Origin of the sequence: Echinicola sp. 20G, assembly GCF_015533855.1 — a bacterium.
GTDB lineage: Bacteria > Bacteroidota > Bacteroidia > Cytophagales > Cyclobacteriaceae > Echinicola.
Genome location: NZ_AP024154.1, coordinates 3,850,892 through 3,870,353 on the forward strand (window position 1 = coordinate 3,850,892; position 19,462 = coordinate 3,870,353).

14 protein-coding genes are annotated in these 19,462 nt (G+C 38.8%); 1 reads left to right on the forward strand and 13 read right to left on the reverse strand.

The features are described from left to right. Positions 1 to 22: 22 nt before the first annotated feature. From JL001_RS15730 to JL001_RS15760, 7 genes are all read right to left on the reverse strand, one after another. Positions 23 to 1,102, reverse strand: coding sequence for an acyl-CoA desaturase (locus JL001_RS15730; RefSeq protein WP_200977742.1), 1,080 nt, complete (start codon positions 1,100 to 1,102; stop codon positions 23 to 25). A 172-nt stretch (positions 1,103 to 1,274) separates the two neighbouring features. Then, on the reverse strand, positions 1,275 to 2,327 hold the full coding sequence (locus JL001_RS15735) for an MBL fold metallo-hydrolase (RefSeq protein ID WP_200977744.1): 1,053 nt from the start codon (positions 2,325 to 2,327) through the stop codon (positions 1,275 to 1,277). Between the two features lie 256 nt (positions 2,328 to 2,583). Next, positions 2,584 to 3,456 (reverse strand): ABC transporter ATP-binding protein, encoded by an 873-nt coding sequence (locus JL001_RS15740; RefSeq protein WP_200977751.1) that lies wholly within the window; start codon positions 3,454 to 3,456, stop codon positions 2,584 to 2,586. Continuing rightward, positions 3,453 to 4,124 carry a molybdate ABC transporter permease subunit gene (modB, locus tag JL001_RS15745; protein ID WP_200977760.1) on the reverse strand — a complete coding sequence of 224 codons (672 nt, stop codon included), beginning with the start codon at positions 4,122 to 4,124 and terminating at the stop codon, positions 3,453 to 3,455. Before modB ends, JL001_RS15740 begins: the two co-directional genes overlap by 4 nt. After that, a complete protein-coding gene (locus tag JL001_RS15750; protein ID WP_200977762.1) occupies positions 4,121 to 4,525 on the reverse strand; it encodes a molybdopterin-binding protein in 405 nt (134 codons plus the stop codon). The genes modB and JL001_RS15750 overlap by 4 nt, the downstream gene beginning before the upstream one ends. Positions 4,526 to 4,620: 95 nt before the next feature. Further along, complete coding sequence (gene modA, locus JL001_RS15755; RefSeq protein ID WP_200977764.1) at positions 4,621 to 5,376, reverse strand: molybdate ABC transporter substrate-binding protein; 756 nt, start codon at positions 5,374 to 5,376, stop codon at positions 4,621 to 4,623. After that, entirely contained in the window at positions 5,373 to 6,905 is a 1,533-nt protein-coding gene (locus JL001_RS15760; protein WP_200977766.1) for an amidohydrolase family protein, read from the reverse strand. Before JL001_RS15760 ends, modA begins: the two co-directional genes overlap by 4 nt. 230 nt (positions 6,906 to 7,135) lie before the next feature. On the opposite strand from JL001_RS15760, the gene JL001_RS15765 reads away from it, so the two are divergent. Next, positions 7,136 to 8,257, forward strand: coding sequence for a glycoside hydrolase family 105 protein (locus tag JL001_RS15765; protein WP_200977768.1), 1,122 nt, complete (start codon positions 7,136 to 7,138; stop codon positions 8,255 to 8,257). A gap of 104 nt (positions 8,258 to 8,361) precedes the next feature. On the opposite strand, the gene JL001_RS15770 is transcribed toward JL001_RS15765, so the two are convergent. From JL001_RS15770 to JL001_RS15795, 6 genes are all read right to left on the reverse strand, one after another. Next, positions 8,362 to 11,190 (reverse strand): pitrilysin family protein, encoded by a 2,829-nt coding sequence (locus JL001_RS15770; protein WP_200977770.1) that lies wholly within the window; start codon positions 11,188 to 11,190, stop codon positions 8,362 to 8,364. 118 nt (positions 11,191 to 11,308) lie between these two features. Next, positions 11,309 to 12,613, reverse strand: a complete 1,305-nt coding sequence (locus JL001_RS15775) for a thioredoxin domain-containing protein (RefSeq protein ID WP_200977772.1) — start codon at positions 12,611 to 12,613, stop codon at positions 11,309 to 11,311. Positions 12,614 to 12,625: 12 nt separating this feature from the next. Continuing rightward, on the reverse strand, positions 12,626 to 13,063 hold the full coding sequence (locus tag JL001_RS15780) for a hypothetical protein (protein ID WP_200977774.1): 438 nt from the start codon (positions 13,061 to 13,063) through the stop codon (positions 12,626 to 12,628). Positions 13,064 to 13,101: 38 nt separating this feature from the next. After that, positions 13,102 to 13,704 carry a hypothetical protein gene (locus JL001_RS15785; protein ID WP_200977776.1) on the reverse strand — a complete coding sequence of 201 codons (603 nt, stop codon included), beginning with the start codon at positions 13,702 to 13,704 and terminating at the stop codon, positions 13,102 to 13,104. A gap of 32 nt (positions 13,705 to 13,736) precedes the next feature. Then, positions 13,737 to 15,302 (reverse strand): RagB/SusD family nutrient uptake outer membrane protein, encoded by a 1,566-nt coding sequence (locus JL001_RS15790; protein ID WP_200977778.1) that lies wholly within the window; start codon positions 15,300 to 15,302, stop codon positions 13,737 to 13,739. An 89-nt stretch (positions 15,303 to 15,391) separates the two neighbouring features. After that, positions 15,392 to 18,658 carry a SusC/RagA family TonB-linked outer membrane protein gene (locus JL001_RS15795; RefSeq protein WP_200977780.1) on the reverse strand — a complete coding sequence of 1,089 codons (3,267 nt, stop codon included), beginning with the start codon at positions 18,656 to 18,658 and terminating at the stop codon, positions 15,392 to 15,394. Between the last annotated feature and the right edge of the window lie 804 nt (positions 18,659 to 19,462).

Consider the following 19,462-nt stretch of genomic DNA (forward strand, 5'->3'; position numbering starts at 1 on the left):
TAAAATTATTTCACCGATCTATTTAAGCGGCCTTTCCATGTTTCTTCAAGAATCTATAATGTGATTGTAGGGCAGTAAAGAATGTTTTGTTGCTCAAATAAGGAACGTCAAATTCACTGGCTGTTTTTTGTAAAATTTTCGAAATAGCCGGATAATGTATATGACATATTTTTGGGAACAAATGATGTTCTACCTGAAAATTCAGGCCACCACAGAGAAAGGTAGCCAAATTACTATTGACGGAAAAGTTGGCTGTAGTTTTCATCTGGTGGACTGCCCATGCTTCTGTAATGTTTTGATTAGACTCAGGCTCTGGCATTTCTGTTTCCTCTACCAAGTGGGCTAATTGGAAGACAAGTGCCAAAGCAAGGCCTTCAGCAAAGTTCATCATTAAATAGCCTATCAAGAACTGCCACCAGGTAATATCCATTACAAGAATGGGAATAACGATGAACAAGGTATAATACAAGGCTTTGTAAAAGAAGAGGTAAAAATATTCTTTTCTTGGGTGCTTGTTCCTGTGAGCCCCAATGTTCTTTTGAAAGAATTTCAGATAATCTTTTCTAAAAAACCATGAGAGGGAGGAAAGTGAATAGAGTAGAAAAGCATAAATATGTTGGTACTTATAGGCTTTTTTGGTTTTTTCTCTCTTAGACACGCGGATCATTCCCGGAGCAACGTCCAAATCCCCATCATGACCAACAATGTTAGTATAAGTGTGGTGAACTTTATTGTGGGTAATCCGCCAAACATACTCGCTGGCACCAATTACATTGAATAAAAAGCCCAATGATTTATTAACAACTGGCCTGGAAGAATAGGAGCCGTGCAAGGCATCATGACAAATATTAAAGCCTATAAAGGCCATATTCATTCCTAGGCATACAGCTAAAATTAAAGTAAGATAAAGGGGGAGCACATCTGCCAATATTAATGAGTAAAGAGAAATAAAGGAAATTAAGTACACAACGGTTTTTGAAACCATTGCGGAATTCGCTTTTCTGGACAGATTGTTTTCTTCAAAATATTCATCAATTCGCTTTTTGGTTGTGGTAAAAAAAAGAGAATTTTCAGAATCAACAAACTTAAGAGATTGACTCATATAGAAATAATGTTTTATGGTAGTTAATATGTAATATGACACTCAGTAAAGGACATACCCCTAGAAGAAAAACAAAAAAAGCCATTGTGATTACGGCTTTAGGTATCGTCCTGTTCAGGCTGGAAAATCACTGTTTTAGTCAAATGTAATGATTGATTTTTTGATCAATGCATCATTTAACATCTTTCCACCAGAAATTATTGGATTGGAGGGTGTTTAGAGAAAAGGTTTCCCCCATAGATGGGGTGTAGGTATTGAGGTTTAGGTTTTCAGCCTCAGCTGTAAATCTTTCCACACCATCTTTCCAGCTGTGTGGTGCGAGTGAGAAACCTGCCCAATGGATCGGAATGGCACTTTTAGCTTTGGCATCTATGGCTGCTTGAACACTTTCTTCTGGATACAAATGGATTTGGTGCCAATGCTTATAATATTGGCCGCATTCTACAAACATCAAATCAAAAGGGCCGTACTTTTTGCCTACTTCCTTAAAATGATTGTCGTATCCACCATCACCGCTATGATAAATACTTTCTGTGGCTGTTTTGAAAACAAAGCCTCCCCAAAGCGATTTAGCCCGGTCTGTGGCACCCCGACCTGAAAAGTGCCTACTTGGTGTAAATGTAATTTTGATGCCTTCAAAATCAACTGTATCCCACCAATCCATTTCTTGGATTTTTTCCGCTTCCAATCCCCATTTTTCCAAATGCCTTGAAACGCCCAAGGCCACCAGCCAGTTATCCACCTTTGGAATCAGTTTTTGCATACTTTCCAGATCAATATGGTCATAATGATCATGGGTTAACAATATAGCATCAATAGCAGGAAGCTGATCAATGATTTGAAGGGTGTTTTTACTAAAACGCTTGGTCTTGAAAGGTGCAATGGGGGAAGCATTTTCTCCAAACATGGGATCAATTAAGATGTTCTTGCCATTTAAGTGAAAAAGCAAAACTGAGTGACCAAACCAAGAAAATCTTGCTTCTTTATTTGATTTAGAATATTGATCGATATCTATCGGTAAAATGGGCAGATGCTGTTTGGGTATTCTCTGGATGTTTTTCGAGAAATTGTCCTTCAAAACTTCTGGGAGCTTTTTGAAACTAAAGCCCATTGTGGTAAGAGAAAGGTTGTTGAACTTATTACCATCCCATTGATTGGATGATGCAAATTTCTCTAAATCTTTTTTTCTAATAGATCCTCCGAATTGTTTCTTAAATGTCTTCAAAAGTAGAGTTGTGTTGCGTGAAGTAAAGCTTGGTTTGAAATAAACCCTAAAATGTGATTTAAGGTTGCCTTATTTCTAGATTAGTTTAAAAAAATGTCAATACATAAAGAAGGTAATCAGTAACATTCAAGAGTAAAGAGTTTAAATAGGAGATTGGTTATCTTGGGAAATATTCATGCAAAGATCATTAAGGTTCAAAACTATACAAAGATAAAAGTGTAACCGAATGATAAGAATGGATAGTGTGCTTTAGAATTTAAATTTTCTTGATGATAGGGTTGAAGGCTTTTGATCCTACTAACACTTTATCACCGATACTGAATTGTTTGGCTTCCTCTTTATCACCAACTACTTTGACCAAGTCATTGCCCACCAAAAGGGTTACGATGAACAAAACATCCTCACGTTCAATTTGAAGAATTTCTCCTGTAAATTGAAATTTGGCGCTGGTACTGCCAATACCAAACAATTCTGCTGGACTTCCCTGACGCATAATTTTACCATTTTCTAATTCAAAAACCAGATCAGAGAGTTTTATGATTTCACCAATATCATGGCTAACGAGGATGGTGGTCAGTTTATATTTTTGATGGATTTTTAGAATGTATGTCTGTAGTTTGTAACGCATTTTGTAATCCAAGGCAGAGAGCGGTTCATCCAACAATAGTATCTCTGGTTTTCCTACTAAAGCCCTTGCCAATGCGACCCTTTGTTTCTGACCACCGGATAAGCTGTCTGGTTTTCTGTATTGTAAATCCCCCAAGTCCATAATTTGGATCAACTCTTCAATGATTCCCTGATCAGCCTTATCAGACAGGGCAAAGAATAGGTTTTCTTTGACTGTCATATTGGGAAAGAGGGCGTAATCTTGAAATACAAAGCCTATTTTACGTTTTGAAGGGGATAAATTGATTTTTTTTTCATTATCAAACCAGCATTGTTGTCCAATACTCAAATGGCCACTATCAGGTTTCATTAGCCCACTGATAAGCCGCAAAGTAGAGGTTTTTCCAGAACCTGATTCGCCATAAAGGGTGATGAATTGCCCTTTTTTAAACTGCAAGTCCAGGTCTAGTACCATTTCGGTATTGTCAGATCTAAGCGCTTTTTTTAACCTTAAGTCAATCATTTTAAATACTGTTTAAAAAATCCTCCATTGAATAAATAAACCATGAGCAAGGTTAAAAAGGAAAGTCCAATTAAAATGAGAGAATATTGATTGGCCATTCCATAATTTAGGGCTTCTACTTCATCATAAACAGCTATGGAGGCCACTTTTGTTTTGCCGGAAATATTGCCCCCAATCATCAATACCACGCCAAACTCTCCCATGGTGTGGGCAAAAGTCAACACCAAAGCAGTCAAAACAGAAGGTTTGATATTGGGCAATAACACTTTTCTGAGTATGGTGAATTTGCTTTTTCCAAGCATGATCGCTGCTTCTGTAATGGAAGACGGGAGTGAAGACAGTCCGGATTGTAGTGGATGCACCATAAAAGGCAGGCTATAAAGGCATGAAGCCAATACTAACCCCTGAAAAGTAAATACAAACTTTAAGCCCAACCAATGGTCCAGCCAAGCTCCAAATGTGTTTTGTGGACTAAAGGCCAGTAGCAGGTAAAAGCCCAAAACAGTAGGAGGGAGCACCAATGGCATGCTCACCAATGTTTCAATGATCGCTTTGATTTTAGATTGGGTTACACTCAGCCAATAGGCCAAAGGCAAGGCCAGAACAAATAAAATCAAGGTTGTTATCAGTGAGAGTTTTAGGGTCAGTATGATTGGTATCCAGTTCATCTCGGAGAAAGTGTAATTTCATTGAGTTTGACCAATGCGGTTACCCAATCGTTTATGGCTAGGTCCAAGTCTGTCAATGCCGTTTTACTGATCATGGATACCAAATTACCCGTTGCAGTTTCGATACTTAACCTGACCAATAGCTCACCTTTTTCTATTGCCGTAATTTTTCCTCGAAATCGATTTTGAAGGCTTATTTTAGGATTTTCTTCCGGAGAGATGGCTACTTCGGTTTCTTTAAACAAGACGAACACGGGGTTATCAATAACCAAATAAGGAGCGGTATCCGAGGTATCAATGATGATGGATTGGACTTTATTGCGATCGAGCAACTCAACAGTCACAATGGAAAGCTGGCCACTAGAATGTATTTGGACTATTTTACCCTCGAATTGATTCATTAATAAAACAAGAATGATTGCACATTTCGTTGATGTGAAATTAAGTGTTTAGAAATTATTCCGTAAATAATCTTCAAACATGAAATATAAAAAGATCAAGCAGGAATTTCATATCCATACTCCTTTAAGATTTCGTGGGCTTTTTGGGAAAATAGAAACTCATAAAACTTACTGGCATTTTCACTATTTCCTTCTTCCTTTTTGATCAGGATGACCCCCTGTTCAATTGATTGATATAAGCTGTCGGGAACCTTGATCCAAGCTCCTTTACTTTTCATGGCAGGTGATTTTACTACTGACATTGCAGTAAACCCAAGCTCTGCGACTCCCGAAAGGATAAATTGGTTGGTCTGAGAGATGCTCTCTCCAAAGACCAACTTGTTTTCCAGTTCATCATATATTTCCAGCTGCTGAAGTGCATGGATTGCGGCTTCACCGTAGGGAGCTGTTTTGGGATTGGCGACAGCAATGTGAGAGACAGTGGACCAGGTGGACTCGGTTAGATCTATATGCTTTTCCTCCTTGGCGGACCAAAGCACCAGCTTGCCAAGTGCATAGATTTGAGGTGATTTTTCTCCTAAACCAGCATCAAAAATAGCTTTGGGATACTTCATGTTGGCTGCTACAAAAATATCGTATGGTGCGCCTTCTATTATCTGAGCTGTTAATTTGCCGGAAGAACTGGTGACCATTTCACATTCAATTCCAGTTTGCAGGGAAAAGTCCTCAATTAATGCTTTCATTGCAAATTGCATATTCGCAGCTGTAGCAATGTTTAATGGCCTGTTTTTAGGCGATTGGCATGAAAAGAGCAATAAGCATGTAGAGAGTAGGACAATCAGCTTGCTCATTTTTTCTTTATGATTTGCCCATTACCTTCTGAAAATTTATTTCCTGATTTCGTTATCTCTCCATTGACGATCACAAGGTCAAAACCTTCGGCTAGCTGATCCGCTTTTTCATAAGTTGCTTTTGCTTTTACTTCACCAGGCTGAAAGACGAGAAGGTCTGCTTTATAGCCCTCTTTGATCAAACCTCTATCAGTAATTCCTACGGTTTTGGCTGGCATTCCTGTCATTTTGTGGATGGCTTCAGGCAAGGTTAATAGTCTGTCTTTCATTACATAATTTTCTATGATTTTAGCAAAAGTTCCATATCCTCGTGGATGGCTTGAGTTGGGGCTTCCGTCAGAGCATACATTGATGAATGGTGCTTTTAAGAATGTTTTCATCACTGTTTCATCCATGACGAAATAAGCTGCGCTTGTTCCGGAAGGGCCGATATCATCCACCAGTACTTTTTCAAAAGGCTTTTTGAGCATTACTGCAATCTCTGCTAAGTTCTTTCCGCTATATGGTCCAGATCCGATCAATGTTGCCTCTGGACCATTTCGTTTGTTGACACGGTTCCTCAGATAGTTTTCTAATTCTGTTCTTCTATTTTTAACCACTTCTTCATAATTGGCTGGTGCTTTTGCCCAATCTGGGAATAAGATCGAAATGCCCGTATAACTGGCCTCATAAGGGTAGATGTCAGCAGTAATGGTTTTTCCCTCATTTCTGCTGATTTCTAATTTTTCAAGAATTTCATTGGCGCGTTCTTCTCCTTTTGCATAGACGACTTTGATATGTGAAATGTGTACAGGGCAATAACTCCCTTGCAGTAACAATTCATCAATGGATCTCTCCATGGCATCATCATCTTCATTTCTCATATGGCTCATGATCATGCCGCCGTTTTCTCCAACGATTTTTGCCAAACCGAGCAGTTCTAGACTATCAGCAAGGTAGCCTGGATTGTATTCCAACCCTGTGCTTAAGCCAAAACAACCAGCATCCATTGCCATTTGAAGAAGGCTGTCCATTTTAGCCAAATCGTTCTCTTTCGGAGTGGTTTGATATTTTACCCCTGAAAGCATTCTCAATGTCCCATGACCGACAAACATGCCTATATTAGGGCCTAGTTGTGACGCATCTACCTTGTCCATCCATTCGGAAATGTCTGCGGTACTCGGACTTGATCCATCTTGGCCCAAGAAAATGGTCGTTACGCCCATGGCTAAGAAATTTCTAAAGTCAGGAGTTTCCAATGGATTACCGTGCGCATGGGTGTCTATGAAACCCGGAGTCAGTATTTTTCCTTTTGCATTGATCAGTTCATCAGCCTGAAACTGTTTGCTTGTATCTTGTTCAATTTTTTGAATAAGTCCATTTTTCACCAAAATATTAGCATAGAAGGGCGGTGCTCCTGTTCCATCAAGTACTTGTGCACCTTTTATAAAAATGTCAAATTGTTCTGTAGAAGTATTTTCAGGTTTACTACAAGCCAAGCAGAAGGCCAAAATAATGGTAAGCGCTAAGGAAAGTAATTTATCGTTCATGAGAGTGATTTTGCAAAATTCAATTTAATGAAAGTTTGGATGTAATGTGGCTATCTGTGACTTTACTTTCTAAAGATGTATCGTTATAAAGTATAATGTTATGATTTTAAAAAAGTATCAGACTTAGTCAAATCAATAGAAATCATACCTTTTCTGGAGTTTTAAAAGGAATTTATTGTGATATATGGTATAATTGGCAAAATTAAAATTTTAAGATAAACTCAATTAGAATGAACGTTTTTAAAGGATTCAAAGTCACCTTGATAGCGGTGGCTTTGGGGTTTACTTGTCTTCAATCATTTTCCCAAACCATTGACCCCGCAGCGGTAAAGCAAGAGATGAAACGGGTCGCTGACTGGCAAATTAAGTTTTACAAAGGAGGATCACCTGGTTATGAGAAAGCCCATCACCCTTTGGACTGGACCAATGGTGCCCTATACGTAGGAATGGTCAAGTGGGCAGCCATGGCAGGTGATGATAGTTATTATGAGTGGTTGAAGAAAATCGGTGAAGATGCCGAATGGAAACTGCACAGAAGACAGTACCATGCGGATGATCATACGGTGGGGCAGCTCTATGCAGATCTATATAAAAAGTACAAGGATGAATCCATGCTCAAGCCTACCAAAGATCAATTTGGATTTATCCTTTACCATCCAGCTGTAAGTTCTTTAGAATGGAGAACTCCTTATCATCAGGACAGGTGGAATTGGTGCGATGCCTTGTTTATGTCTCCACCTGTTTGGGCAAAATTGTATAATATTACTGGGGAGCAAAAATACCTGGACTTTATGCTTTCTGAATTTAAAGCCACCACTGATTTTCTTTATGATGAAAAGGAAGACCTCTACTACAGGGACCAAAGCTATATAGGCAAATTGGATAATGGCACCAAGATTTTTTGGGCACGAGGCAATGGTTGGGTGTTTGCTGGCTTGGTCAATATCATGAATGAACTGGACCCTCAGTCGAAAGAGTACAAATATTTTCTAAAGATCTATAAGAAGATGGCCAAGCGGTTGTTGGAATTACAGACTCCTGAGGGGCATTGGGCTATGAGTCTTTTGGGCCAAGAATACTATCCAACGCCAGAGACAAGCGGATCTTCTTTCTTTACATATGGCTTGGCGTGGGGAATTAACCAAGGGATTTTGGAAGCTGATAAATATGAGCCAGCGGTGAGAAAAGGATGGATGGCCATGGTCAGCCACATTACATCGGAAGGAATGCTAGGCTATGTCCAGCCTATTGGTGCTGCTCCAGGTAAAGCATTTCCTGATAAATCTGAAGTGTATGGAACAGGTGCCTTTTTGAGTGCAGGTTCTGAAGTGTACAAGCTATACAGTAAATAGTTACAAAAATTATAAAGGTCCAAGTTGAATTATCTACTTGGACCTTTATTCAAAAAAAAATCCCAGAAAATCTGGGATCCTTTTTTGCTAAACCAAAATTAAAATCATCTCGCTTGCATATGGTGATGAGCTTCTTCTACTTGAGGAGCTCTTTGTATGATCACTATATCTCTAAGCTTCGCAGCATCGAAGAATTTTTTAGCAAACTGCTGAACGTCTTCAATAGTCACTTCATTTAATGCTTTATCCATTTCCTCAGTTGATGTCAAATCTAGGCCGCGTTGCTCGTAGCTGATCAAAATGTTCATCCAGTAAGGAACACCTTTGTGCTTTTGAGCTTGCTCTTGAGCTCTTTTCATGAGATTGACTGCCTCATTTAATTCAAATGAAAAAATGCCTTCTTTCTTCACGTTTTCAATTTCTTGATAAATAAGTGGCTTCAATTCGTCCACTCTATCGGCATCAGTTTGAAAATTGATAGATATCTGTTGCTTGTTCTTAGGGTAAGAAGAGGTGATAGGTTTTACTTTTACTCCGTAAGTTCCGCCATACTCCTCACGAACAGTTTTGAAATAACGATTTCTCAAGGTGTAAATCAAAGTATTTAACTGAACCGTTTCCTTTTCTGAAAGATCAAAAGAGTTCAAGTAGCTGATATCAATGATTCCACGGTTTTCCGCCATGGTCACTTCAAATTCCTTTTTGATCACCTTGTCAGCTACAGAAAAGTCATATACTTTGAATTCATCAGCTTCTTTGTTTGGATCAGAAGGAAGGGTAGCGAGGTATTTTTTCACCAATCCTTTGGCCACGTCCTTATCCAAATCTCCAACTAGGTAGTAAGTGAAATCATCCGCATCACCAAAGGCCTTGTTGAAAATTTCTTTCATGATTTCAAAGTCCATGGCTTCAAAATATTCATCCCCTAGTTTCCAAGTTCTGTCATTTGGTTTTGATGTCACTTCAGTAATGGCCTCAGTGATTGCATCCATTGGGTTGGACTGCTGGTTGAATTTGTACTGAAGTTTTTGTTTGTAAGAATTGAAGTCTTCTTCGTTAAACCTAGGGTTTGTCAAGAACAAATGCACAAACTGGAACAATACATCAGCGTCTTCTTCATTGGCGCCACCTTTTAGCCCCTCTGTCAATTCATCAAACGTCAAGCTGATCTTGATTTTTTTATCAGTAATGTAGGCCATCATGGTGTTTCTATCGTATTTGTAGAGCCCTGATTTAGTAGCCATTTTAACCAATGCATTTGCAGAAGGGATTTCTCCAGAAGTTAGGACAGATTTACCACCGTTGCTTTGAGAATACAATTCAAAGTCTCCCTTACCTTCCTCTGAATATTTATAAATAACCTTGACACCATTAGAAAGTGTCCAAACCTCAGCACCAAATTGCTCTAGCTCTTCCACTTTGTCAATGCTGCCATCAGTTATTTCAAAGTCAACTAATTGGTCAATCTGCTTAATGTCTTCCTTTTCAGCCAAATCAGCCTTCTCCACATTTTGTATAGAGGCAAGAACATCACTTTTAGATAGAATATTCTCCTCTTTTTCGCTCGCATTGATTTCGATCAATAAATTCTCTTTGAAGTCAACATGCTTTACCCATTCGTTGATTTCTTCTGCTTCTATCTCCAACGTAACTTCCATGATGTGATCAATTCCATCTTCAATGTCGCTGATCGGAACTTGATTAAAGAAGTTGGCCTTGAATTTATTTACATAAATGGAGTTTTTGAAGTTGTCTTTATTGCTGCTGGCAGCTTCCAGCTTTTCATACATTTTTTCCTTTTGCTTCTCTACTTCCTCTTCTGTGAAGCCAAATCTTTTAATCTGCTCAAAAACTGTCAAGACCTGCTCCAAGGCTTCTTGGTCTTTGCCAGGAAAAGGCGTAACTGAAATAGAATGTGCATAGAAATCACCAAGCAATTTTGTAGTTCCCAAGTCCGCTGTAAAGAATTTTTCCTGATCAGCATTGACAAATTCTACCAATCTGTCATAGGCCAATTCACTGAAATATTCAATTAACTTCAACTCTTTTCTAAGCTCTTCATAATTCTCAAACTTTGGTTGTTCAAATCTTGAGAAAAGCTTGATTGTGTTTCTGCTGATTTCTTTGTCCTTGAAAACCACATAGAAAGGCTCATCATTTGAGACCATGTGGATTTTTTCTGGAACTGCAGGAGCATTTGGGCTTACTTCCAAGTCACCAAAGATTTCCTTTACTTTCTTTTCTATGTCTTCTACGTCGATATCTCCCACGATTATTACCCCTTGCATGTCAGCGCGGTACCATTTATCGTAAAAAGATCTAAGTGTCTTAGGTTTGAAGTTGTTGATGATATCCATATCACCGATTACATCACGCTCCGCATATTTGGTATTGTAAAAAACATAAGGAGCTACAGCTTCTTGACGTCTTTTACCTACATTAAGCCGAGATCTCCATTCTTCCTGGATTACACCTCGTTCTTTATCGATTTCTTCCTTGGTCAATAGCAGGTCACCGCACCAGTCTCTGAGTAAGTAGATACAAGTGTCCACCAAAGCTTGATTTTCGGAATTAACGTTATCGATATTGTATACCGTCTCATCATAAGCGGTGTAGGCATTGTATTTCCCAACACCTTGGCTTTTAAGGTATTTATCCACGCCATTTGGGAAGTGCTTACTTCCGTTGAATGCCATGTGCTCCAAGAAGTGAGCGAGTCCGTTTTGGTTATCATCTTCCAAGATGGCACCTGCTTTTTGAACCAAATAAAAGCTAGCTTCATCATCCTGCAAGTGGGATTTCATGATATAATAGGTCAGTCCATTGTCCAATTGGCCTTTGACAAGTCCATCAATGTGCTCACCATCCTGTGCAAACAAGATATTGCTCAAAAAGCAGCCAAGAATGCTCAGGTATAATGCGGTTGTTTTCATACTGATTAGTTTTTTAGCTTCACTTAAAGTTGAAAGCTTAATTAGGGTAATGAGCAAATAGATAAACAGGATGGGAATCCCCATCCTGTTTTAATACTATACTTTATTAAGATAAATGCTATTCAAGATTGAGCATTTCGATCTTTCGCTTCAATTGGAGTTGAAAGTACATTTGCGTACGGCTTTCATCCATTTGAAGAGTTTCGGCATAGGCTTGGTTATAAGCTTGCTCAGCTTCTTTAAATTGTCCCATGTGTTTATTCACATCCCCCAGGAGTGCAATGATATTGACTCTTTGCATTAAAGGGAGATTATCGCCTGAAAGAGATGCGATGATCCATTCTTTGGCTGCTGAATGGTTATCATTTGTAATACTATTTCCTGCGACAGAATAAATAGCCTGAGCAGCCGCTGCTTTGGATATTGGTGTCACTTTTTCTCCATCTGCTTCGAAGTAAGCATTTTTAAGTTCAATGTACTTATCTACATTTTTCTCTTCATATAAGGCATAAAGGGCATCACAATCCAATTTAGCCATTTCATACTGACTGATATTATGTTGCTCCACTGCGTCATAAGCAGACTTCATTTCACCATTTATTCTATCCAATATTTCCAAGTATTGGGTGTCTCCCTTTTTGGCAAGATCTTGTGCCAAAGTGTTGTTGTATCGAATCACATAGTAAGCTGTAGCTACACCGACATTCTCAATGTATTTGTCCATATTGGCCACCATGAATTCAATGACCTTATCATGCTCTCCTTCTGGTTGATGAAATTTATTGACCAACCTATAGTCATCGGCGTTGATGAAAGCATCACCCATATTCATCTTCTTTTCCAAATAATCTTCAAAGATGTTTTCGATCCGGATAATCCATTTTTTCTTATCCATCCCAGTTTGCAAGGTGACGAAAGAAGGTGCGGATTTTAGCAGTTCCTGCATCACTTCGAAGTTATCTTTATCTTTTTTGTAGATATCATAGATTTCTTCAAAGCTCTTAAGGTCTCCAGCTGCAGTTTTTCCAAATTTCAACATTTCCTCAATGTTCATTGAACCGCTGATTCTTGAAATCACTTCTCCATCTCCTTCAACAAACATCAATGTAGGCATAGAGTTAATATCAAGTTCTTTGACCAACTCTTCATTGATCTCGTGCTCGGTATTAAGCTTTACAGAGACAAAATGCTCATTGAAATAGGTTCCCAATTCAGGATCAACAAATACTTGCTTGTCCATCATTTTACATGGCCCACACCAATCTGCATAGAAGTCGATAAACAATGGGACACCTCTTTCATTGGCTTCCGCCAAAGCTTCAGTATAAGTTCCTTTGTTAAATTCGATTCCTTGTGCATTTATTGTTGTCGCTGCTGCGATAATAAATGAAAGGCTGAGCAGTAAGTTTTGCTTAATGTTCATAGAGTTTTGTTTTTATTCTACGATGATGGTCATGGCGTTTTCAATTACATGGTAGTAATCCCCAGAGTTCTGAACACCAAGACTGATCGTGTAAGAACCTGGCTCAGTATCTGTATTGATTGGGTAATAGATTCTACCAAGTCCTTGAACGTATACATTATTGAGAAAATATTCTACAGCAGCGTCATCAACATCCTCGGATTTTACATCCACAATGCTAAATACCAAAGGGTTGGTGCCTATAACACCACTAATTTTAGTGCTAACCCATGGAGCTTCATTTTGGATTCTAATTCGATCTGCCACCGGGTCCAATTCCTTTCTGATGATCATGGTATTGGGAAGGTATTCTGCATTTTCAGTATCCAAATAGCCTACTGGGGTATCATTACATCCTGCGTTGAGGAAGCCCACTAAGGCTACAAAAACATATATAATTAGTCTTTTCATTTGATAATCAGTTTTGAATTGACTTGTCTCCAAGTTGTTTAGTGTAATTGATCAATGATATAATCATAGTGCATCGCGTGAACGATACCATTGGCTGGATGAATGTCAGCAGAGGCTACTTGAGCATCTCTTACTGTAAAACCATCAGCCGATGTGAACTTTACCAAGACTGGCCCCACACCATAAGTGGGGTCAAGCTCTTCTTCAGAGAAGAGTTGGATTTCAGCCCCACCTACAGAAGTGATCATTACGCCTCCATCTTGTCTGGCAGGAATATCATCTCTCATGTACAGGTCAGTAAAGACATGTCTTAAAAGGATTTCGCGACAAACTTCAGGATCAGCCTCTGCAACAACGGTTAGGTTTTGCTCATAAAGCCACTTTCTGATAGAGTGGGAGGTAAGTCCCATAAACATGATCTCAGGATAGTTTGCATCCTCACCATTGAACAGAGAAACTAGGTCAGCATGGTTGATCATCTCAACAGTCAATGCCCAGTTATAGTTGTCTGATTGCAGGTACTCGTACATGGTTTTGTCTGGAATATTACCATCAGCAATTCCACTATCAATCAGGTTGTTTTCAGTACAGCTCCAAAGCAGGGAAACTGTAAGCAAAAGCAGTGATGTGATTTTTTTCATTTTGATATATTTTATATCTCTGGAAATGAGAACTATTCAGTTCTGTTCCAGTAGATGTTTTGTTTCAACAAGGTATTGTTAGTAAATGCTGCTTGACCGATGTTAAGGTAAAGTGCACCATCTTGGATGTCCTGGTCTGTCAGGTTAGCAAAAGCTTCAGAAAATTCAGTACGGAAATAGTTGTTTCGAACTACATCATAATACCTGGTTCTTTCCATCATCAATTCCTTTTCTCTTTCTCTAAAGATGGCATACTGTAAATCAGAATCTCCGGCAGCAGGATACAAATCAGCCTTAGCTCTGGCACGAATTACATTTAAATCTTGAGTGGCAGCTGCAGCATTTCCTACTTTTACATAACACTCGGCTCTCAATAAGTAGATTCCAGCTAACCTGATAAATATTTCGTTACAGTTTAGACCAGTCATAGTAGTTCTGCCTGTAGTCTGACTGACCACTCTGAAAACACCTTCTTTAACTTTATAAGGGTATGCAAATTGGTATCCTTTTTCAGCCATAGAATCTACTTTGTAGAAGTAAGCTTCTCTTCTTTCATCTGCTCCCGGATACATCGCTTGAATTGTAGAGGATTCATATTTAAAAGCCACTCGGCTTTGGTTGATGTATGAAGTGGATGCGTTAAGGTCTACAGGCCATGTTGTGTATTTTTCCAATAATGGATCTGCATATCCGCCAGAATTATCTGTTTGATAGAAATTCTGAATCTCTAAAATACTTTCTTGAGCTGCCAATCTAGTAGCGGGATCCCAACCGACAAGGTTTTCATTAAGCATTGCCTCAATGCTGTTGGATAAGCCATAAGGAGCTGAAGCTTCGCCTGAGATCAGTTTGGTGCTCCATTCAATAGAAGTATTGTAAGCATCCTGTGCAGAAACAGATTCCCAATTGTATAACTCAGCCATACTACCTTGCCACGCATAAGCATGAGCCAAAAGAGCAGCTGCTGCTCCTTTGTTTCCATATTGCTTAGAGGTCAAAAGGTTATTATTGGCATCTTTCATAGTGCCATATTCTCCCAATAGCTCATAGGCCATTTCTAAGTTTTTGATGGCTTCTGCAATTACTTCTTCATCGGTACTATTTCCATATGCTTCGAAATTATTGGTACCTTCGGTGATGATGGCATTTCCCCAGATTCTGCCTAACTCCAAGTACATCCAACCTTTCGCAAAGTAGGCTTGTCCTTTGTAGAAATTGATTCTGTCAGCAGTCATATTACTTTCTGCTTGATCAATGTTTTCCAAGATCAAGTTAGAAAGGTAGATGACATCGTAATATTCTTTCCAGCTTGAGTAAAGCGATATTTTGACCGTTTCAGGTACGAGTCCTCTTAGGTTGCTGTAGGCCACATTATCGCATCGGTCTGCTCCAGCTCCCATAGGTACGTGAGGGTCATCTTGTATCATATACTGGATTTCACCTTGAATGGTGATCAGAAAACCCATCAATTCACTGTCATCATCAAAGGCATTTGTTATAGATTGACGATCCTCAGGTTTTACATCCAGCAAGTCAGTGCACGAGCTGGCTAATGCTGTAAAGCAAACCAATAGAATTAAGTATCGTTTTATGTTCATTTTCTCAATATTTTAAAACAAGTCCTCTCTTGATTATAATTTCTAAATGCGGGCTTGTCATTAAGATTTATTTCTTGACTGAATTTGGCTTAGAATTTTAGCGTACAACCTGCAGTGAATACCCTTGGAAGTGGATAATTATCAAGTTGATCCACGCCTGGGTAAGGAACAGCTTCTGGGTCCAATCCTGAATAGTTGGTGATTAACATCAAGTTCTCAGCAGTGAAGAATAGTCTCGTTGAAGTAATTCCTAGTTTCTTTACAAGTTTTTCGTCAAATGTGTAAGACAAGTTCAGTTTCTTTAATCTGATCCAATTGACTTGCTCAATGTTGGTATTGACCATCACATCAGCTTGAGGAGAATAGCCAAGGTTTGGAGTCGGGAAGAATGGAGAATAGCTTTCGCCTTCAACTTCATAGGATTCCTGGTTCCAGAAGTCCACATCATTATAATCTAGAAGTAATATTCCTGCATATGGGTCCCTTCTATTGGTGTAAGCAGAATATGGGACGGCATTGATAATCGATCTACCTAAAGTATACGTGAACAACATATTCAATCGGAAGTTTTTATACTTGAAATCATTGGTCCATCCGCCACTCATTTTTGGAATAGGACTACCTACATAAGTTTTGTCCAAATCATTGATTCGGCCATCAGAGTTCAGGTCAAGGATATTTTTCATCCCAACTTGGGCAGGATAAAGACTGCTAGGAGAACCTAAATTTTGGATAGATCCATCTGAATCAAAATAAACTGGTAGATCTTCCACAGAATTGATGTATCCATCTTGGATATAGACATTAAAGCCCATGATGGGACGACCTAAGATGAAATCATCTACATCATTGCCATTATAGCTTTCCTCAAACCTGTTGGTGTTTTTGGCGATGTTGAGTTTTGTATTCCATGTGAATGCCCTATCTCTGATCACATCATATTGGATTCCCAACTCGATCCCCTGGTTGGAAGTAGAGAAGGTGTTTCTCCATGTAGAAGAGAGGTAGTATACATCGCCTGGGAATGGAGCATCATAGATTTGGCCGTCGTTATATTTGTAATAATAGTCCGCAACAAGACGTAGTCTGTAATCAAGAAAGTCTAAGTCCAAACCAATGTCATATTGAGTGGCTTGTTCCCAAGCAAGGTTGTTATAAGAAACCATGTCAGGTGCAAGGCCTGCTTGTCCCATAAAGTAAGGTGAATGGGCATCCGAAACAGTACCATGGGCCAAGTAAGGGTTTTGGAACTGTAGTCCAGTAACCCCCCAAGATCCACGCAATTTTCCTTGATTCAACCACCATACATCATCCATAAATGGTTCCTCCGAAAAATTCCAACCGGTGGCTACTGAAGGAAAAGTTCCCCAACGCTTGCCTTCACCGAAGGTACTGGATCCGTCTGTTCTGATGGAAGCTTCGATTAGGTACTTCTTCTTGTAGTTGTAGGCTATTCTGCCAAAATAACTCAACAAATAGGTTTCATTGAAAGTAGAAGAGAAGTTTCGTGTTACTACTTGGTTGCCATTTTGGTCAACGACAATGGAGTTCTCAGGAAGAAGTGGTACATAATGGATGTCATCACTGGCCATGCCACGTCCCATACCATATGCCGTTTCATTGATTCTTCTGGTTAAGCCTTGTCCGGCCAAAAATTCAAACTCATGATCCTGATCTATTGTAATGAAATAGTTTAACAGGTTTTCCCAATTAAGCACAATGCTGGAATTGTTTTGATTGACAGCTGTGGACATTCCAAATCTGTCATCTAGGTAAGAAGGGGTGAAAATATTGCTTTTACCCAATGAAAAATCCACTGATGGTGTAGTAGTGAAAGAAAGCCCCTTTGCAATATTCAGATTTACTTTCAAGCCAGAACGCAATCGATAAGTATTGTTTTTGACTTCAGTATCAGCAATTCTGGCTGCTTGTTCGCGGGCAATTGAGTTATTCACCGAAAGTAGTGATGATGATGCCTTTGGAGAGCCGACCATGTTGGCAGATCCATTACTGCTGTTTGATCCTCTACCTCTATTGGTGTAAGCGAAATAATTGAAAGAGGTAATGGTCAAGTTCTTCCTTGGAGTCAAGGTCAGGTTGGCAGAAAAGTTATATCTTTCAAAAGCCGTACCAACCATGATGCCTTCTTCATCATAATGACCCAGAGCAAGATTGTATTTCATCAGCTCAGAACCTCCGTTGATTTGAACGTTTGAATTGGTCGTTTTTCCTGTTCGAAAGAAGTAATCCCACCAATTGGAGCTATTATTGTAATAGGAGTTTAAACTATCCTGAAGTGCTGGCTGATAAAGTCCATTGATACGACCATTTCCCCAGAAATAATCATAAGTCCCATATTTTCCCCAAGAGTCCTCATAAGAAGTAGGTAAGCTATACCCTCTGGTAGCTGGGTCAAAATAGGCAGCAGTGGCATTTTTTGCAAATAGCAATGCTACATCTCTTTCAGCTTTACCAATGGTCTGAACAGGAGTCCTAGGTAAAATACTGAAGCCCCTAGATACATTGGCAGAGATTTCCGCCTTGCCTTCTTTACCTTGTTTGGTGGTGATAAGAATCACACCGTTGTTGGCCCTTGATCCATAAAGTGCCGCCGCAGAGGCATCTTTTAGGACTTCTACAGATTCGATGGTTGAAGGGTCAATATCAGCTAAGCCACTTGTGCTCATTTTACTATTGGTTTCAGAAATGATCGGAATACCATCTACTACATATAAAGGAGAACCATCATTGATCAATTGACCGTCAGGTCCAGCCACCATTAGAGAGTTTTGACCACGGATGTTGATGATTGTACCCGTTCCACCTGGTGAACCAGATTGGTTGGTAACAGCCACACCTGCCATTTGTCCTTGAAGCAAGTTTTCGAGGTTTGCAGCTGGCATATCTTGGATATCTTCACTTTTTACGGAAGCAACAGAACTGATTAGTTCTTCTTTGCTTCTTTTACCGTAAGCGATAACGGTTACGTCATCCAAGGTATTGATGTCTTCCTCAAGGGTGATTTTTAATTTTGTTTGGTTACCTAGGGTAATTTCTTTGGATTTGAAACCAATGAATGACACAACCAATATTGGTTGTTGATTTGGCTTGGTAGGTACATCGATAGAGAAGTTTCCATCAGGGCCAGCAGATATGCCGACTAAAGTCCCTTTAACCAAAACAGTGGCTCCAGGAAGAGACTCACCTGATTGGTCGGTGATGGTACCAGTGATGTGAATTCTGTTGTTTGATTGTTGTGCATACACTCCTTGGCTAAATGCCAAATAGGTAGCTAGAAACATCACTAGCAATAATAAGCGACGGCTTATTATTGAAGTTTGTAAAACTAGTTTCATAAATGCGGTTTTAAGTTTTGATTTAGGTGGATAGCCCATCTAGCACGAAAGGCCTAATTAGGGCATGGGCACAAATATAAAATAAATACTTTAAATTTGGTTATATGAATGTTAAAAAAGCTTTATAATTTTAACATTTTTAATTTATTCAGAATTATATTTCGTTAAAAGAATTTGTAAAATTTTATTTGGTAAAAAACAGGCTAAAAAATTATTAGTTATATAAATATCCGTAAAAAGGTCCAAAATGATGGTTTGAATACTATTTAAACCCTAGTGGTTTTTAGGGTATTAGGAAACACAAAATTTTATTCCGTGTTATGTGATTTTTTATTAATTGCTGATTTGCAGTTAGTTGTGCTTTGCTGTTAATGTTTGTTTTGGGGTAGATTTTATTTATTGGGTCAGCTTTCTGAAGGTTAAGAGAATTTAACAGGAGATAGGTTTACTTTCAATGGGTATTTCCAGTGTGATTTTTGTAGATATTGACGGTTGTAAAGAAAAGTTGATACTATATAAATGATCTTTGTATTCTAAAAATTGAATTTATGTTTTAGTGTTTTTTATGTATTTCATAAGAAAATTCCATGATATTATCAGAACTACTTAGCCGCTTAACCAAGATATTTATTACTTGATCAAGGCACTTTTAGGAGCGAATATTATTTAAAGTTGAAGAACTCTAAATAGTGAGAGAAGAATCTCACTTTAAGATTAGTTTAAAAATATCAGAAGGTTTTTTGAACTTGCTGGATGCCCTAAAATCAAAAAAAGGTCCGCACATCGTACAGACCTTTTTTTACT

Coding starts and splice junctions, on each gene's coding strand:
- JL001_RS15760 (WP_200977766.1), bottom strand. CDS start 6,905: ATGAACGATAAATTACTTTCCTTAGCGCTTACCATTATTTTGGCCTTC.
- JL001_RS15730 (WP_200977742.1), bottom strand. CDS start 1,102: ATGAGTCAATCTCTTAAGTTTGTTGATTCTGAAAATTCTCTTTTTTTT.
- JL001_RS15750 (WP_200977762.1), bottom strand. CDS start 4,525: ATGAATCAATTCGAGGGTAAAATAGTCCAAATACATTCTAGTGGCCAG.
- JL001_RS15785 (WP_200977776.1), bottom strand. CDS start 13,704: ATGAAAAAAATCACATCACTGCTTTTGCTTACAGTTTCCCTGCTTTGG.
- JL001_RS15740 (WP_200977751.1), bottom strand. CDS start 3,456: ATGATTGACTTAAGGTTAAAAAAAGCGCTTAGATCTGACAATACCGAA.
- modA (WP_200977764.1), bottom strand. CDS start 5,376: ATGAGCAAGCTGATTGTCCTACTCTCTACATGCTTATTGCTCTTTTCA.
- modB (WP_200977760.1), bottom strand. CDS start 4,124: ATGAACTGGATACCAATCATACTGACCCTAAAACTCTCACTGATAACA.
- JL001_RS15790 (WP_200977778.1), bottom strand. CDS start 15,302: ATGAACATAAAACGATACTTAATTCTATTGGTTTGCTTTACAGCATTA.
- JL001_RS15780 (WP_200977774.1), bottom strand. CDS start 13,063: ATGAAAAGACTAATTATATATGTTTTTGTAGCCTTAGTGGGCTTCCTC.
- JL001_RS15775 (WP_200977772.1), bottom strand. CDS start 12,613: ATGAACATTAAGCAAAACTTACTGCTCAGCCTTTCATTTATTATCGCA.
- JL001_RS15765 (WP_200977768.1), top strand. CDS start 7,136: ATGAACGTTTTTAAAGGATTCAAAGTCACCTTGATAGCGGTGGCTTTG.
- JL001_RS15770 (WP_200977770.1), bottom strand. CDS start 11,190: ATGAAAACAACCGCATTATACCTGAGCATTCTTGGCTGCTTTTTGAGC.
- JL001_RS15795 (WP_200977780.1), bottom strand. CDS start 18,658: ATGAAACTAGTTTTACAAACTTCAATAATAAGCCGTCGCTTATTATTG.